This is a genomic window from Chlamydiota bacterium (genome assembly GCA_016178055.1).
Lineage (GTDB): Bacteria > Auribacterota > JACPWU01 > JACPWU01 > JACPWU01 > JACOUC01.
Genome location: JACOUC010000004.1, coordinates 1 through 16,381, shown reverse-complemented (window position 1 = coordinate 16,381; position 16,381 = coordinate 1). Strand labels below are relative to the sequence as shown.

The following is a 16,381-nucleotide window of genomic DNA, read 5'->3' as shown; positions in this document are numbered from 1 at the left end:
TTGTTTTTAACACCCATCTTACAGGCGAAACCCTTTCTGAAAATAGACCCGTTTTCTTCAAAAGGCTTGAAGAAGTCACAGACCTAGAATACTTGAAGGAGATCCTATGAAAGAACCTCTCCATTATTGGCTCATGAAAAGTGAGCCTGACGTTTACTCCATAGACGATTTAAAAAAAGATAAAAGAACGTATTGGCATGGCGTGAGAAATTATCAGGCACGAAATTTCATGAGAGACACGATGCAGATAGGCGATCTCGTCCTTTTTTATCACTCAAATGCCGAACCTGCAGGCGTTGCAGGCCTTGCAAAAGTGGTCAAAAAGGGAACTCCCGACCTTTCAGCCCTGGATCCCAAGAGCGAGTACTTCGACCCAAAAGCCACGAAAGAAAATCCCATTTGGTATCGGGTCGACATTGAATTCTTGGAAAAATTCTCCCATTTCATTCCTCTTCCAGAAATCAAAGCTAACAAAGCCCTTTCAGACATGAGAGTCGTCCAAAGATTTGCACGACTTTCAATACAACCGGTGGAAGAAAAACATTTTGAGAAAATTCTAGAGATGGGTCGACAGAAAAACTAAAGCACCCTACCCTCTATCAAAATCGGCATATGCACTTGATTCCCCTTTGTAGTCGCCCGATTCATCGGGCAAACCCATGCAAGGGGCACAGCCCCATGAATGGGGCGACTACAACTTCTTGCCATGGCGCTTGCTATCTAAGGGGAATCAAGTGCATATGCCAAAAATAATATTGAATTGAATAAAACATAGGCCTATTATATTCAAGAGATGTATTTTAAATAGGTCTATATTGCCATGGGGGGTCGTTCTCATAAGACGATTTGCAGAAGATAATTTACAGGAATGGCTGGGGCACGTAAAAACCGCAAGCCCCTCGTCATTCGAGGCGCCCGGCAGGTCGGTAAATCGACCCTGGTGAGACAATTTGCCCAAAGACAGGATTTTGAATCAATCAGTCATTCCCATTGAGGTCAAGGCTGGGAAAAGCGGTTCCCTGAAGTCGCTCCAGCAATTTGTTCATGAAAAAAAGATCCCCCTTGCTGTGAGATTCGATCTGAACACGCCTTCCTGGCAACAGGTCTATCATGGGATCCAACAAGGATCACAAAAAGCGGTTGCGGAATTTGGTCTCCTGTCATTACCCCTCTACATGGTAGAAGAGCTCCCAAGAATTCTTGAATCATGAAAAATCATCGCTCAGTAAAAAAAACATTGCGACTATGCTGGTAGTATTCCCATTTTCAAGTGTTGACAAAGGGGGTGGCCTCATATAATATCGTTCTAGTTTTAGGTACTAAAAATACCTATTATCAGAACATATTATGAGACAATCTGATTTAAAAGTCCTTGAAAAATCGCCCTGTTTCAGCAAGAGTGCCCTTAGGCAATTACATAAGGGTTCAAGGGTCTCATTGGACAGAGATATACAAAACTGGACAAAAAAGGGGGTATTAATACCGCTAAAACGCGGTCTTTATACATTGCAGACGTTTGTAAATAGAGAAAAAGATTTGGATGCGTTTTTAGAGTATACGGCAAACAGATTTGTTCGACCGTCTTATTTAAGCTGTGATTATGTGCTTCAAAAACAGGGCCTTCTGACAGAGGCGATATTTGGCGTTACATCGGTCACCCCAAAATCAACCCGGGCTTTTCAAAATAAGATGGGGTCTTTCAAGTTTTATAGCATCTCACCGCATCTTTTTACCGGTTTTGTCGAGAGACCGTATGGGAGCAACACCATCCTCATGGCCACCAAGGCTAAGGCTCTATTTGATTACATCTATTTGCGTCAGTACATGTTTTCAGATTTTACGGAAAATGAAGTTGATGAGCTGCGCATCAACCATGATAACCTCACCTTAAAAGACAGACGTGAAATCAGAAAATGGTTCCGATTGTGTGATACAAAAAAAATGTGGTTAATATATGAATGTCTCAAAAATAATTGGGGATAGAAACATGCTGACGACAGAAATAGAAAGGCTTGTTCAAAATTTGGAACGTCAAAATTTGTCTAGCGGTGTCATTCAAAATCACATTAAGGAATATCTTCAGCTTTACGTGCTGGATTTTATTTATAATTCCAGATTTAGCAAAGCTTTCATATTTACCGGTGGGACCTGTCTGGCCATTTGCTATGGTTTAAACCGTTTATCGGAAGATATTGATTTTGATCTTACCGAAGATATTGACATTGCTTCATTTGCAAAGGACCTTCACAACCACTTTATAAAAAAACTCCAGCATAAGGAGATCGAGTTCGCCATCAAGGGCAAAAACGACAAACTGTACCTCAAATTTCCGATATTGCATCGTTTGGGATTGTCCGATAGGGGTGAAAGCGACAAGCTTTATGTCAAGATTGAGACAAGTCCTGTAGTTAAAACGGGATATAAAACAGAGTTTACACCCGTTGACCGTGAGAGGTTGAATTTTTTGGTCCAGCACTATGATTTGCCGAGCCTGATGGCCGGTAAAATCAACGCACTATTTCATAGGATCTATTTCAAGGGTAAGAAAAATGAGATCACATTCAAAGGGAGGGATGTCTATGACTTTATATGGTACTTACAACGTGGTGTTCACCCGAATATGGTAATGATAGGCAAGTTTTTAAATATGAGTTCAGAGGAAATTCTTTTTGAAAAAATTCGTGAAAAGATAATAAAATACAAGCCAGAACACCTGCTAAAAGATTTGGAGAATTTATTTGACAGCCACAGTTTCATTAAAAATTGGGTAGAAAATTCCGGTTCTATTTTAGATAAATATATTTTGGAGATGAAGAAAAATGATGGTGAAAAGCACGGAAGCAAGAATTAAAAGGGGTTGGGTCAAGGAATAAAATTCCATTTCATGCGGCCTAAACAGCCAACTATTGCGCTTGACAAGTGGGTAAAAAATAAATAGTATTTTGTATGAAACTTCTATTTTTAAGAAGTTTCATACATTTTATGGCTAATTTCAAACTTATTGATACCATTTTGGAGCGTATTTCGGAAGATGTTATTTCCGATGATGTCCTGTCTGTTCTTATTGCGAAGACAAAGGCCAGTCGATATGGGCTTGTGAATAGGGCGATTGCTCATGGAGATCTGGTCCATATTCGGCAGGGATTATATTTGTTGGCAGAACGGTATCGACGTCGAAGGGTCAATCTCTTTGAATTAGCCGAGCGCATTTATGGACCTTCGTACGTAAGTTTAGAATCTGCTCTTTCCTACCATGGCTGGATTCCGGAGGCTGTTTATGAGGTAACGAGCGCCTCCATGAAACGTTCTCGTGAATTTCATGCACCCATCGGTACATTTAGTTTCAAAAGTGTTTCGAAGAACGCATTCTATGTCGGAGTGGAAAGAGTGGTTCGGGATCAAACCATTTTTTTTATGGCCAATCCTTGGAAGGCTCTTATCGATTATATTTATGTTTACAAAAAAGATTGGAAGTCATTGAAGCCCGTACGAGAAAGTTTACGTGTTGAAGATGAGTTTCTTAACGAGGTGGATCCAGAGTTGCTCGATGAGCTTTTAGAAAGTTACGGAAGCCAGAGGGTGGAAAAATTTATTTTAGGGATTCAAAAGGAGATTCGAAAGTGAGTGTAAAAATCATTCAAGAAAGGCTGAATTCCTATGCTTGTCAAACCGAGCAGGAGGAGGAAAATGCCCTACGAGAGATCACCCAGGAAATTGCTTTAGCAGCTTTGTCGCGAGCAGGCTTCTTTAAAGAAGCAGCTTTTCAGGGTGGAACTTGCCTGAGAGTACTTTATGGGCTTGAACGCTTTTCAGAGGATATTGACTTTGCTTTACAGGCCATCAATCGAGATTTTAAATTAGAGGGGTATTTAAAAAATTTAGCGGTAGAATTCCAATCCTATGGCTATCAATTAGAAATTCAGGATCGGCAAAAAGTAAGCGACACCGTTAAGAAGGTTTTTTTAAAAGATGATTCTGTCGGGAAATTGCTTATTTTTAAACATTCAAGGTGGACCCGAGCCTCGCGAAAGATTCGGGTGAAGTTGGAAATTGATACAAACCCTCCCGAGGGGAGCCAATTTGAAGTGAAGTTCTTGGATTTTCCATTTCCTTTTCCGGTCACGGTACATGATTTGCCTACTTTGTTTGCAGGTAAAAGTCATGCGCTTCTTTGCCGAGAATATGTGAAGGGAAGGGATTGGTATGATTTTGTGTGGTACACTTCGCGTAAGACCCCTATTAATTTTAAATTTTTAGCCTCAGCAATTTTTCAGCAAGGCCCCTGTCAGAATCAGAATTTGAATATAGATCAGGTGTGGTATTGTCGTGAAATGGAGAATAAAATTCGCTCCATGGATTGGGAAAGGGTTAAAGAAGATGTAAAGCGTTTTCTAAAAAAGGGGAGCGAGGGAATGCTCGAGTTTTGGAATGAAGCATTTTTTTTGGAGAGACTCAATAAATGGGGATAATCCAGACTTTTTTATCCTAAAAGACTCCTATGTGGTTTAAAATTCTTAGTGATATCAGTCATATTCAAGTCATTTAAAATGAAAAATCATCGCTCAGTAAAAAAGTATGTTGTTTGTGTAAAAAATAAAGATTACGAAACATCCTTGGAACGATTGAAAATTTATCGTGTTTTAGTAGACAAGGAAGCCGAAGGCAAAGGTCTTTTTCGTATCGTAGACGAATCAAGGCAGTCTTATCTCTATCCTCAAGTTTATTTTGTTTCCATCAAATTCCCGCTAAGGGTCTTAAGGACTTTAGATCGTGCCGCTTGAGAAGTTAGTTATATCCCTTCTTGCGACGATGCTGTTAATTTCTATTGCAAAATATTTTCAGAATAGTAACATCTGTGCATATGTGGAATTGTATCCACCCTCATAAAATTTCACTCACTCACTCACTCACTCACTCACTCACTCACTCACTCACTCACTCACTCACGAATCGGTCTGTCTACTTTCCTGAAATTTCTATCTAAAGCAGGTTTGCGCCAGCAGACGCTTTTTAATTTCATCGCTTCACTTTCAAATTTCAAGATCATGAACGCCCCCAACTTTAAATTTGCAACCACATTGGGTGTATCCGGTTTTATTCCCAAACCGGCTGATTCTTCCCGGATAGTTTCAGAAAGACGTTCTTTTATTCACTTATGAAAAATGCGGAGGCTTTATGAAACGTTCTCTTGATCCATTAAAGTCACTCGAACCCTTTTCCAAGCCCATACCGATCAGTCACGATGAAATTGAGCGGCCTGCTTTTCGTCTGGCCTTGGAAGCGTCTCCCAATGGGAACATCCTGGTCGATGAAAAGGGGCAAATTCTTATTGTCAACAACCGGCTGACGATGATGTTTGGCTACACGCAAAAAGAGCTAATAGGAAAGCAGGTTGAAGTCCTGGTCCCGGGTCGTTTCCGTAATCATCACCCTCAATACCGAGCCGACTTTTCTCATAAACCCCAAACGCGGGCCATGGGGGCGGGCCGAGATCTTTTTGGGGTCCGCAAGGATGGCGTAGAATTTCCAGTCGAGATCGGGTTGAATCCATTCGTGACCGATCAGGGGCAGTTTGTATTGGCCGCGGTTGTTGATATTACCGAGCGCAAAAAGGCGGAGGAATTGCTGAGAAAGCGTCAGGTTGCCGAGTCGCAGGATCGGACTGGTTCCCAATACGCCCGCAGCCTCATTGAGGCCTCCTTGGATCCACTTGTTACGATCAGCCCAGAGGGGAAGATCACCGACGTCAACGAAGGATCTATCAAGGTGACCGGAGTGCCTCGGGAAAAGCTGATTGGGACTGACTTTTCCAATTATTTTACCGAGCCTGATAAGGCCCGTGAAGGATACCAGCAGGTTTTTGCCAAGGGCTCCGTCACCGACTATCCACTGACCATTCGACACAAGAATGGGCGCTTAACCGACGTTCTTTACAACGCCTCAGTCTACAAGGATGCGCGTGGCAACGTGCTGGGCGTCTTCGCTGCTGCCCGAGATGTGACTGAATCCAAGCGTGTCATGTCCCAGTTCAGCGAAACGAAGAACCTTCTGGATAACATTTTGCAAAGCTCCATTAAATACTCCATCATAGGAAAGGACCTCAACAACCGCATTCTCTCGTGGAACGAGGGGGCACGGCGGTATTACGGGTATTCGGAGCAAGAAATCCTCGGAAAGAACTCCGAGATTCTTCACAGACCCCAGGATGTGAAATCCGGCGCCGTCAAAAAGCTTCTGGACGCCGCCTTAGATAAGGGATTGGCTGAGGGTGAATTTGAGCGCGTCCGCAAGGACGGATCTCACTTCGCGGCGAGCGTTGTTGTTACCCGCCGCAACGATGCCTCAGGAAATCCCATCGGTTTTCTGCTCATGTCCAGCGATATCTCGGAGAAAAAGCAGGCTGAGGAGAAGCTGCGCTTTGCTTCGCAATACGCCAGAAGCCTCATTGAGGCCTCTTTGGATCCACTGGTTACGATCAGCCCCGAGGGAAAAATCACCGACGTCAACGAAGGGTCCATCAAGGTGACCGGTGTGCCGCGGGAAAAACTCATCGGGACTGACTTCTCCAACTATTTTACCGAGCCCGAGAAGGCCCGTGAAGGATACCAGCAGGTGTTCGCCAAGGGCTCCGTCACCGACTACCCGCTGACCATCCGTCACAAGGACGGGCGGTTAACCGACGTTCTCTACAACGCCTCGGTGTACAAGGACGCGAGCGGCAGCGTGCTAGGCGTCTTCGCCGCCGCACGTGATGTGACCGCGCAGAAGAGGGCTGAGACCGAGATTGCCGAGCAACGGGCCAAGGAGCTGGAGAGATTGGCGGAGCTGGAGCGATTCCAGAAGCTGACGGTCGGTCGCGAACTCAAGATGATCGAGCTCAAGAAAGAGATCGAGGAGTTTAAAAATGTCATTTCAATCAAAAAGGGATGATCGCGAAACTGATATTTCTCTCGAGGAGGGTAGGCAGAACTTCTCTAGGGCCATGTTGAACATCCTGGACGACTTTGGCAATGAGCGCACACGGCAGGGCGAGACCCAGCGAGCCATCCTTAATATCCTAGATGACGCCGCTGGCGAGAAGATTAGGCTCGAGGACACTCAGAGGGCGATCCTGAACATTCTATCAGACTCCAGCGAGGAAAAGGCTCGTCTGACCGACACGCAACGAGCGGTTCTCAATATCCTCGACGACTTCGAGATCGAGCAGAGGAAGGTCAAGCAGCAGGCCCTAGAGCTGGCACTTTCGAACAAGGAATTGGACAGCTTCGCTTACAGCGTTTCTCATGATCTCAAAGCCCCGTTACGTGGGATTAGTCAAATAGCGGATTGGATCTATCATGACTTTAAGGACAAGGCCAGTGATGAGCAGAAAGAAAATTTAGAACTCATGAAGCGGCGTGTGATTCGAATGAATGATTTGATTGAAGGGATTTTGAAGTATGCTCGCCTGGGTCGCACGGAAGAGATCCGTGAGATGGTTGATTGCAGTAAGATTGTTCGTGAGGTGATAGACTCCATCAATGCGCCTAAGCGTGTTGAAATAGAGATTGTGGGCAGTCTCCCTAAAATCAAGGCGGTACGGGTTCATATCGAACAGATTTTTCAGAATTTGCTGAGCAATGCTGTACGCTACATGGATAAAGACAAAGGCGAGATCAAAATTGGATGTAAGGAAAATGATTCTCAGTGGGAGTTTTATGTTCAAGACAATGGTCCTGGGATTGCCCAAGAACACTTTGAAAGAATCTTTAAAATCTTTCAAACCCTGGCCCCCAGGGATAGAACGGAAGCCACCGGAATTGGCTTAAGCATTGTCAAAAAAGTGGTTGAGCTCAATGGGGGCCGGATATGGCTTGAATCTCAACTCGGAAAGGGATCAACCTTTTATTTTACTTTGCCTAAGAAATATTTGTAGTCGCCCCATTTATGGGGCCATGCTACTTGCAACGGATTTGCCCGATGAATCGGGCGGCTACAAGTCATCGTGAAGCGCATTTTGGTGTCGCCCCATTTATGGGGCCCGTGCTACTTGCAATGGATTTGCCCGATGAATCGGGCGACTACAAAAAAAAATTGAGATGAAGAGAAAGGAGCCTTTATGATAGACAATCGCCCTATCTTACTTGCCGAAGATGATCAGATAGATCAAAAGTCCGTCAAGCGTGCTTTTAACGATGTTAAAATTGTCAATTCCCTTGTCATCGTTGAAAATGGTCAAGAAGCGCTTCATTATCTCAAGGACTCATGTAAGGAATACCCTTGCTTAATTTTACTCGACTTAAATATGCCCGTGATGAATGGGATTGAATTCCTTCATGTCATTAAGGCGGATGACGAGCTTAAAATCATCCCTGTGGTCGTGCTCACCACCTCCAAGGAAGATCAGGACAGGGTGGAGAGTTATAAGTTGAGCGTGGCGGGATATATGCTCAAACCCGTGAATTACCAGGATTTTGTTGAAGTCATACGAGCGATTGATCTTTACTGGACATTGAGCGCACCCCATCCCCTTCGGAGAAATATAAAATGAATGAGATGAAGCGTATTCTTTATATAGACGATAACGAGATGGATCAGAAAGCCCTGGTCTACTGTTTGAAGGATCATTCTATTTCCTACGAATGTGTTTTGGCCAACACCCTGGCCCAAGCCCATGAAAAACTAAAAAAGGAACGCTATGATTTAATCGTCGCTGATTACAAACTCTCGGACGGTCATGGTTTTGACATTTTCAAAGCGGCCATAGATTGCCCCGTGATTATGCTCACAGGCTACGGAGATCAGGAAGTCGCCTCGCACGCTATGAATCTAGGGGCTGTGGACTATGTTGTCAAAGATAGTAAGTGGGACTATTTAAAACGCCTCTTCTCGAGCATTGATTTTTTTGTTTCTAAAAAGCCAGGCATGAAAAGGGTTCGAAGGGTTTTAATTGTAGAGGATGACAAAATAGATCAAAAGGCCATGACCCAGTTGCTGGATCAGCACCCTCTTTATCAATATACTCTTACTTCAACCTTGGCTGAGGCCCGTCAAAAACTAAAAGAAGGGACCTTTGATGTGGCCATTTTGGATGCAAATCTTCCTGATGGACGTGGAGAAGAATTGCATCAAGATCTTCAAGAGACGCCTTTCGTTGTTGCCACGGGTTCAGGAAGTGAGGATTACGCGGTCAGGGCGTTGAAACAGGGTGCGAGTGATTACATCATTAAAGATGTGAATCATTTTTATTTAAAACTGATTCCCTCAACCCTCGAAAAGGCTTTAAAGCAAAAAGAGCTGAATGAACTCAAAGAAAATTTCATAGCGACTGTCTCTCATGAGCTTCGAAATCCCCTTGCTGTTTTAAAGGGTGGGCTTAAAAATCTTAAAGATGGTCTTGAAGGGCCTCTGCCAAAAGAACAGGCCAATCTTATTGAAATTTTTTTTAGACAAACTGAAAGGCTTTTAAAAATTACGTCTGAACTCTTAGATTTGACTCGCTTTGAAACGGGAAAGGTCATGTTGGCATTTGAAAAAATTCCTATCCAGGGACTCATTTTAAAAATCATCGAAGGGTTTAAATTAATTCCTCGAGAGAAGCCATGCAAGCTCGTTACAGAACTTCCTCAAAATCTTCCCGAAATTAATGCCGATTCAGAAATGATTGACCGAGTGATCACAAACCTTTTGGATGACGCCATTAGATTTTCTAATGCCAGAGTCGTTGTTAAGGCGATTGAAGAAGGCAATCATATCAGGGTCAGCGTGATGGATGATGGTCCCGGCATTGCCCCACAAGATCAGGAGGCCCTTTTCAGCAAATTTAAGCAGTTCGGTCGCCCCAAAGAAGGTTCTGGGTATAAAGGCACAGGCCTAGGACTTGCCATTTGTAAAGAAGTGATCGAACTTCATCATGGAAGAATCTGGGTTGAATCCTCTTTGGGTCAAGGAACAAAATTTCATTTTACACTGCCTAAATAAAAATTTTATTTTTTTTTAGAAGGAAGCCCACCATAATAAAGTGTGTCCGCACTTAAATCTTGCTCATGTGGCCACTCGATCCCTCCCCAAACGACCCGTACTTTTTGAAAGTAAGATTCATTCTTCAATTCCTTGAAAATTCCTTTGTTCAAGAAAGGCTTCATATCAAACAATTTTGATTGGCCATTTTTAAATCTAACAGAGAGTTGATAACCCGCATTGACTTGAACACTCTTTATCTGAAAACTCATTTTTTCACCTTAAAGGATTTATTTTAAAAACCTTCTGACCTTCCACAGCAAGCTTCCAATCAGCCATTATTGAATCGCGATGAATCTCAATCCATGCTTGAACCAACTTCAACTTTGCAGCTTTAATTTTTCCTTCTAAGACATTCCCACTTGGAATAGCAATCACTGCATATTGTTCACCATACTGCACATGAATATGAGGAGCTTTGTGTCTCTGGGCATCAAAGTGAAACATTCTGACAATGACGCCATAAAACATTGAGATAATAGGCATAAAACTAACCTGAAAGGGAACAGTTCACTTTGGCTTACATCTTGCCCTTATTTAGAATAAGCCCAAACCCTCTACTAGTAAAATCTTACTCCTGAAAGGCCATTTTTTCTAATGAAATCTCAAAAGGAGAATTGATATGAACATACATGACTGTCCGTCACAAAGGGGGATGAAAATCACCCTTGTAGTCGCCCCATTTATGGGGCTGCCCGATGAATCTGGCGACTACGAGTCATCATAACTTATTGTATAAGAATAACTAAAGACTATTTTCAGATGAAATGCTGGCTAAGCTTTTGCTCTTGACAAGCGGGTAAACAATAAGATAATATTTTGTATGAGACTTCTATTATAAGGAAGTTTTATACATTTTATGTCTACCTTCAGGCTTGTTGATACTATTTTGGAGCGTATTTCGGAAGACCTTATTTCCGATGATGTCTTGGCTGTTCTTGTTTCAAAGACGAGGGCCAGCCGATACGGGCTCGTAAATAGGGCGATTGCGCACGGAGATCTGGTCCATATTCGGCAGGGATTATATTTATTGGCAGAACGGTATCGACGTCGCAAGGTAAATCTCTTTGAATTAGCCGAGCGCATTTATGGACCTTCGTACGTAAGTTTAGAATCTGCTCTTTCCTATCATGGATGGATTCCGGAGGCTGTTTATGAGGTAACGAGCTCCTCGATAAAACGCTCTCGTGAATTTCATACACCGATAGGCACATTTAGTTTTAAAAGTGTTTCCAAGAACGCATTCTATATCGGAGTGGAAAGAGTGGTTTCTGATCAGACCATTTTTTTTATGGCCAATCCTTGGAAAGCGCTCATGGATTATATCTATGTTTACAAAAAGGATTGGAAGTCATTGGAGCCCGTGCGAAAAAGTTTGCGTGTCGAAGATGAGTTTCTTAACGAGGTGGATTCAGAATTGCTCGATGAGCTTTTAGAAAGTTACGGAAGCCAGAGGGTGAGAAAATTTATTTTAGGGATTCAAAAGGAGATCCGAAAGTGAGTGTAAAAATTATTCAAGAAAGGTTGAATTCCTATGCTTGTCAAACCGAGCAGGAGGAGGAGAATGCCTTGCGAGAGATCACCCAGGAAATTGCTTTGGCGGCTTTGTCGCGGGCGGGCTTCTTTAAAGAAGCGGCCTTTCAGGGTGGAACTTGCCTGAGGGTACTTTATGGCCTTGAACGTTTTTCAGAGGATATTGACTTTGCTTTACAGGCCATCAATCGAGACTTTAAATTAGAGGGGTATTTAAAAAATTTAGCGATAGAATTCCAAGCCTATGGTTATCAGTTGGAAGTTCAGGATCGGCAAAAAGTAGACGATACCGTTAAGAAGGTTTTTTTAAAAGATGATTCTGTCGGGAAATTGCTTATTTTTAGGCATTCAAGATGGACCCGAGCCTCGCGAAAGATTCGGGTGAAGTTGGAAATTGATACAAACCCTCCCGAGTGGAGCCAATTTGAAGTGAAGTTCTTGGATTTCCCATTTCCTTTTCCAGTCACGGTGCATGATTTGCCTACTTTGTTTGCAGGTAAAAGTCATGCGCTCCTTTGTCGCGAATATGTCAAAGGAAGGGACTGGTATGATTTTGTGTGGTACACTTCGCGTAAGACCCCCATTAATTTTAAATTCCTGGCTGCAGCCAATAAGCAACAGGGACCCTGGCAGAATCAGGATTTGAATGTGGATCGGGCTTGGTATTGTCGTGAAATGGAGAAGAAAATTCGATCCATGGATTGGGAAAGGGTTAAAGAAGACGTGAAGCGTTTTCTAAAAAGAGGGAGCGAAGGAATGCTGGAGTTTTGGAATGAAGCATTTTTTTTGGAGCGACTCCATAAATGGGTTGGAACATTTTCAGGAGGTTACTATGGATAAAAATAAGATATTGGTTGTTGACGATGAAATAGAGTTTTTAGAAATAGTAAAAACGAGACTGGAAGCCAATGGACATACCGTGGTAACGGCCACGAGTGGCGAAGAGGCTCTTCAAAAGGTAAAAGTTGAAAGGCCCGATGCCATCCTGATGGATGTCACGATGCCTGGAATCAACGGCTTAGATGTTTTAAAAAAGATCCGTCAAGAGGACAAGAGGCTGCCGATTTTTATCATGACTGCTTTCTCAAGCGAGGAAAAGTCTAGTCTGGCAAATGTGTTGGATGCGTCAGGATTTATACTCAAAACTGATGATCTACAGAAGGAAGTGGAGAATATCGGTGCCGCTATTCGTATCGCTGAAAAATACAAAAAATAGCATGAAGAAAAAGGCGGGGGCACTATTCATTTTTTGTTTTTTTGGAATTCCCCTTCTCTCTCCCGCAGAAACGCTTGACATAGAACGCCAGACAAAAGCTATTGCGCCTTCGCTTTCCACATTCCATGGAGAAGAACGAAAAAATAATTTTTCTGCCTTTGCCTTTTATGAAGCAAGCAATGTTAAAATTGGCAACAATCATGGTACATGGTCTGAAATAACCGGCTCGGTAGGCTCCAGGTATAAAAACATCAACCCCTATTTTTCGTATTCAAGGTTTGAAAGGCTTCACCTGGTGGATCATGCCCTGAATTTAGGTTCTTATTTCAATTTAAGTGATTTTTACATCCATGAAGAAATCGGCTTTGGTATCGCTCCAACTTATCTCTATCAATTTCAAAATATCGCTGAATTAAGCCATCCACTCTATCAGGGTCTCCATAGCGAGATCCGTCATACGTATAGAGATTATGCTGAAAATGACAGCCAACTCGTAAGCCTGGGATTGACTTATTATTTTAGAAACCATTATCTGAACACCTCGTACGGGATTTCACACATTGCGTCACGTGGAAGTGCGAATCTGGGCACCCTAAAAGGTGATTTTGAAATCAAGTCTATTTCTAGATATCGAGACCAATCGAAACCGTGAACTGGCTTTTTTTAATAAATCTGAACAGGAAATTTTTAGAAAAATTTTTCTCCATCAAGACCGTATCGCTCAACTTGAGAAAATAGCCTATCTATCTAGAAATAAATGGTCCCGTATTGAAGCCATTCTAAGTCTTGGATATTGTGAGAGTCCTTCCCTATCAGATGTCTTTAAAAAATCGTTATGGGACAAAGATGAAGACATTTGCTATTTTTCGATGATTGCACTGGCACAGACCAAAACGATCGACTCCGCTAAAATCCTACTCGATTTCTTAAAGCAAAGGCCTCTTTACCATCATAAAATTGTTTCTTTATTAGGACAATTTCCTCAAGGAATATCTGCAGAAACAGCACGGTTGCTCAAGGATCAAGACCCCTCCATGCGGTTTTTGGGACTTCGGATATTGGTTGGGCTAAAACCTCAACACCTTGTGAAAGAGGTTGAAGCGCTGACCAGCGACACATCAGGAGATGTGCGTTCGGCCGCATGCGAATGTCTGGGAGACATGAGAGATCGGCGGAGTGTTGTAGCGCTCCTAAAGTGTCTCGAGGATGATCTGTGGCTTGTAAGGGCGAGTGCTGTTAAGGCCCTTGAACAAATTCTAGGCGCACGATCCATTCCCATGATTGTTCATCTCATCAAGGACAATTCTTGGCTCGTGATCGCCAGCGTTAAAAAGGCCATTGCCAAGCACATTGAAGACGCCCTTCCATACATGGAAAAGATATTCCATGGAAAAGATGAATTGGCCAAAAAAATATGTGTCGAGATCATTGAAACATCAGGGCATGCAGTCCATCTTTGTCGAAACTTATTATCCGAAAATCCAGGTCAAAAAAGGCAGGCTGTTTCGATCATAGACGGTATCCTAAAATCATCTCCCGGTTATGGACTTCAGGTAGCCCTGAATGATTTGAAATCGGATGAGCGCAGAGCCGTACTCCAGATCATGCAAGGGATAAATCAAGAATGTTCTAAAGCGATGAACCAAACTAACCCCGTGATAAAATGATCACATCACAAGTATTTTACATCGCGTTTCTCACCTTTTTGACGTATTTCCTTTTGCTCATGATTTACTATTTCGTTCTGGCCATTTTAGGTTTTCGCGAAAATAAAAAAAGAGAACGCGAAAACCAAGAAGAGAATTTCCCATTTATCTATTTCTCAAATTTAACGATGCCGGTCAGTCTCATCATCCCAGCGCGAAATGAAGAAGGATGGATACGCGATTCGTTGATGTCCTTGCTTCATCTCAATTACCCCACTTTCGAAATCATTGTCGTTGACGATGGTTCTACCGATAGGACATTTGAAATCCTCAATGAAATGCTTGATCTAGCAGCCCTCGACCTCACCTATGCAAAACATTACAAAGAGGGACCCGTGATCCATATTCTGAAGAGCCGCCGACATTCCAACGTGACCGTTATCCACAAGACAGGAGGTCACAAAAAAGCAGGCGCCCTGAATGCCGGTCTCAATATCGCTCAATATAACCACGTGTGTGTCATTGATGCGGATACCATCCTAGAGCCAGACGCCTTGATCAAGGTCATGGCTCAAGTGAACAAAGAACCTGACAAGGTCATCGGAATAGGCAGTTCTTTTGGTCTTGCCAATGGGCTCCAGATCAAAGATGGAAGAATTATCAAAAAAAGTTTTTCACTCAACCCCCTCATTGCCTATCAAAATCTGGAATACATTCGTACGTTTATAGGAAACCGCATGGCCTGGAGCCGATTTAATGCGCTCCCCATTGTTGCGGGTGGATTTGGAATATGGCGCAAGGACGTTCTTTACGAGCTGGGTGGATTCTCGGCTGAATTCACTTGTGAAGATATGGAAATCACTTTTCGCATGCATGATTATATGGCGAAGAACAAAGACAAAAATTATAAAATACTGATGCTGCCGCACTACGTCGGATGGACGGAAGGTCCAAGCCATGTAAAGTCACTGATCCAACAAAGGGACCGGTGGCAAAGGGTTATCATTGAAACAGTATGGAAGTATAAATACATGTTCTGCAATCCCAAGTACAAAGGATTCGGTTTCCTCACTTATCCCTATTTTATTTTCTACGAAGTTCTGGGTGTATTTTTTGAGACGGCCAGCATCGGTTTTTTGGCGATCGGCTGGATGCTGAAAATTCTAGACTTTAATACTTTCTTGGCCTTCCTGACCCTGATGGGAACAACACAATTCCTGATATCCCTTTTATGTATCAATACCTTTATAAGGGGTCAGAGAATATTTAAGACTCGCTATGTTGCGTATCTCATTTTTCTAAGCGCGATTGAGTTTTTTGGTTATAGGGTTGTTATCTCTCTCGCCAAATTATTCGGAACCTATCACTATCTAAGAGGCGTGCATGTTTATGACCGGTACAAAAGGGCAAAAAGACACTAAAATTTTACTGCGGTAAATCTTCGATCAGAATCTTCCCCGCCATCATTTCCGGAATCCAGATCTTTCGAGAGGAAGGTTGGTAATAAAAGTCTGCAGGACCAGCGATCTTGTCACCCAAATCTAAAGTCTTTATTTCCTTCGTCTTCAAATTAAAACTTTTCAGCTCTCCTTTTTTCTCAAAAGCCACCCAGTCTGAAAAAAGAAGTTGAGAATGACTCACCAGGGCAACCCCATCCAACAAGCCTTGAACATCTGAGAGAATTTCATAAGAAACTCCTCTTTGCATGTAAACCACACCCACCTGCCCATTCGGTTGATTGTCCTTCCCAAACCCAACAACAAAAAGACTTTTGGTTGCTGGCTGATATAGCAGGCCATTGGGTCCTCTGATCTCTTCCTTTAAAGCAAGCGCTTGAAAATGAGGTTTTACAGGTGAAAGTCGGACTTGAAAAATCTTACCAAGATCCGTTGCAGACACAAAAAGCGTGTGGGCATCTTTTACAGCAACATCATTTAAAAAAAGCGTCTTCTCACTCGAAAAATCAATGTCCATCACCTGTTGACGC

At 42.8% G+C, this 16,381-nt stretch carries 19 protein-coding genes and 2 pseudogenes; 18 read left to right on the top strand and 3 right to left on the bottom strand.

Going from position 1 to position 16,381, the window contains the following annotated elements; translation table 11 throughout:
* The first annotated feature begins 106 nt into the window (after positions 1–106).
* The 12 genes and pseudogenes from HYS07_00755 (at position 107) to HYS07_00700 (ending at position 9,960) form a co-directional block, all read left to right on the top strand.
* Positions 107–583, top strand: a complete 477-nt coding sequence (locus HYS07_00755; GenBank protein ID MBI1869702.1) for an EVE domain-containing protein — start codon at positions 107–109, stop codon at positions 581–583.
* A 285-nt stretch (positions 584–868) separates the two neighbouring features.
* Positions 869–970 (top strand): annotated as a pseudogene (locus HYS07_00750) (AAA family ATPase).
* A 536-nt stretch (positions 971–1,506) separates the two neighbouring features.
* On the top strand, positions 1,507–1,983 hold the full coding sequence (locus HYS07_00745) for a hypothetical protein (GenBank protein MBI1869701.1): 477 nt from the start codon (positions 1,507–1,509) through the stop codon (positions 1,981–1,983).
* Positions 1,984–1,987: 4 nt separating this feature from the next.
* Positions 1,988–2,851 carry a nucleotidyl transferase AbiEii/AbiGii toxin family protein gene (locus HYS07_00740; GenBank protein ID MBI1869700.1) on the top strand — a complete coding sequence of 288 codons (864 nt, stop codon included), beginning with the start codon at positions 1,988–1,990 and terminating at the stop codon, positions 2,849–2,851.
* A 131-nt stretch (positions 2,852–2,982) separates the two neighbouring features.
* Positions 2,983–3,624: a hypothetical protein gene (locus tag HYS07_00735; GenBank protein ID MBI1869699.1), complete on the top strand. Its 642-nt coding sequence runs from the start codon at positions 2,983–2,985 to the stop codon at positions 3,622–3,624.
* Positions 3,621–4,469 carry a nucleotidyl transferase AbiEii/AbiGii toxin family protein gene (locus HYS07_00730; protein ID MBI1869698.1) on the top strand — a complete coding sequence of 283 codons (849 nt, stop codon included), beginning with the start codon at positions 3,621–3,623 and terminating at the stop codon, positions 4,467–4,469. Before HYS07_00735 ends, HYS07_00730 begins: the two co-directional genes overlap by 4 nt.
* 78 nt (positions 4,470–4,547) lie before the next feature.
* Entirely contained in the window at positions 4,548–4,781 is a 234-nt protein-coding gene (locus HYS07_00725; GenBank protein MBI1869697.1) for a hypothetical protein, read from the top strand.
* Positions 4,782–5,175: 394 nt separating this feature from the next.
* Positions 5,176–6,015: pseudogene (locus HYS07_00720) on the top strand (PAS domain S-box protein).
* Positions 6,016–6,018: 3 nt separating this feature from the next.
* On the top strand, positions 6,019–6,930 hold the full coding sequence (locus HYS07_00715; protein MBI1869696.1) for a PAS domain S-box protein: 912 nt from the start codon (positions 6,019–6,021) through the stop codon (positions 6,928–6,930).
* Positions 6,905–7,915, top strand: a complete 1,011-nt coding sequence (locus HYS07_00710) for a histidine kinase (GenBank protein MBI1869695.1) — start codon at positions 6,905–6,907, stop codon at positions 7,913–7,915. Before HYS07_00715 ends, HYS07_00710 begins: the two co-directional genes overlap by 26 nt.
* 183 nt (positions 7,916–8,098) lie before the next feature.
* Positions 8,099–8,530 carry a response regulator gene (locus HYS07_00705; protein MBI1869694.1) on the top strand — a complete coding sequence of 144 codons (432 nt, stop codon included), beginning with the start codon at positions 8,099–8,101 and terminating at the stop codon, positions 8,528–8,530.
* The gene (locus HYS07_00700; protein ID MBI1869693.1) at positions 8,527–9,960 is read left to right on the top strand and encodes a hybrid sensor histidine kinase/response regulator; all 1,434 of its coding nucleotides are present in this window, start codon (positions 8,527–8,529) and stop codon (positions 9,958–9,960) included. The genes HYS07_00705 and HYS07_00700 overlap by 4 nt, the downstream gene beginning before the upstream one ends.
* 5 nt (positions 9,961–9,965) lie before the next feature.
* Here the strand turns inward: HYS07_00700 and HYS07_00695 are convergent, their stop codons facing one another.
* A complete protein-coding gene (locus tag HYS07_00695; protein MBI1869692.1) occupies positions 9,966–10,211 on the bottom strand; it encodes a DUF2442 domain-containing protein in 246 nt (81 codons plus the stop codon).
* Between the two features lie 4 nt (positions 10,212–10,215).
* Positions 10,216–10,485 carry a DUF4160 domain-containing protein gene (locus HYS07_00690; GenBank protein MBI1869691.1) on the bottom strand — a complete coding sequence of 90 codons (270 nt, stop codon included), beginning with the start codon at positions 10,483–10,485 and terminating at the stop codon, positions 10,216–10,218.
* Positions 10,486–10,858: 373 nt separating this feature from the next.
* On the opposite strand from HYS07_00690, the gene HYS07_00685 reads away from it, so the two are divergent.
* The 6 genes from HYS07_00685 to HYS07_00660 are packed head-to-tail and all read left to right on the top strand — an operon-like array spanning position 10,859 to position 15,815.
* Positions 10,859–11,500 carry a hypothetical protein gene (locus HYS07_00685; protein ID MBI1869690.1) on the top strand — a complete coding sequence of 214 codons (642 nt, stop codon included), beginning with the start codon at positions 10,859–10,861 and terminating at the stop codon, positions 11,498–11,500.
* Positions 11,497–12,372, top strand: a complete 876-nt coding sequence (locus tag HYS07_00680) for a nucleotidyl transferase AbiEii/AbiGii toxin family protein (GenBank protein MBI1869689.1) — start codon at positions 11,497–11,499, stop codon at positions 12,370–12,372. The genes HYS07_00685 and HYS07_00680 overlap by 4 nt, the downstream gene beginning before the upstream one ends.
* Positions 12,365–12,748: a response regulator gene (locus tag HYS07_00675; GenBank protein ID MBI1869688.1), complete on the top strand. Its 384-nt coding sequence runs from the start codon at positions 12,365–12,367 to the stop codon at positions 12,746–12,748. The genes HYS07_00680 and HYS07_00675 overlap by 8 nt, the downstream gene beginning before the upstream one ends.
* Before the next feature lies 1 nt (position 12,749).
* A complete protein-coding gene (locus HYS07_00670; GenBank protein ID MBI1869687.1) occupies positions 12,750–13,400 on the top strand; it encodes a hypothetical protein in 651 nt (216 codons plus the stop codon).
* Complete coding sequence (locus HYS07_00665; protein MBI1869686.1) at positions 13,354–14,415, top strand: HEAT repeat domain-containing protein; 1,062 nt, start codon at positions 13,354–13,356, stop codon at positions 14,413–14,415. Before HYS07_00670 ends, HYS07_00665 begins: the two co-directional genes overlap by 47 nt.
* Positions 14,416–14,474: 59 nt before the next feature.
* Complete coding sequence (locus HYS07_00660; GenBank protein MBI1869685.1) at positions 14,475–15,815, top strand: glycosyltransferase family 2 protein; 1,341 nt, start codon at positions 14,475–14,477, stop codon at positions 15,813–15,815.
* A gap of 4 nt (positions 15,816–15,819) precedes the next feature.
* On the opposite strand, the gene HYS07_00655 is transcribed toward HYS07_00660, so the two are convergent.
* Positions 15,820–16,381, bottom strand: a 562-nt coding sequence (locus HYS07_00655) for a hypothetical protein (GenBank protein MBI1869684.1), incomplete at its 5' end; no start/stop codon positions are given.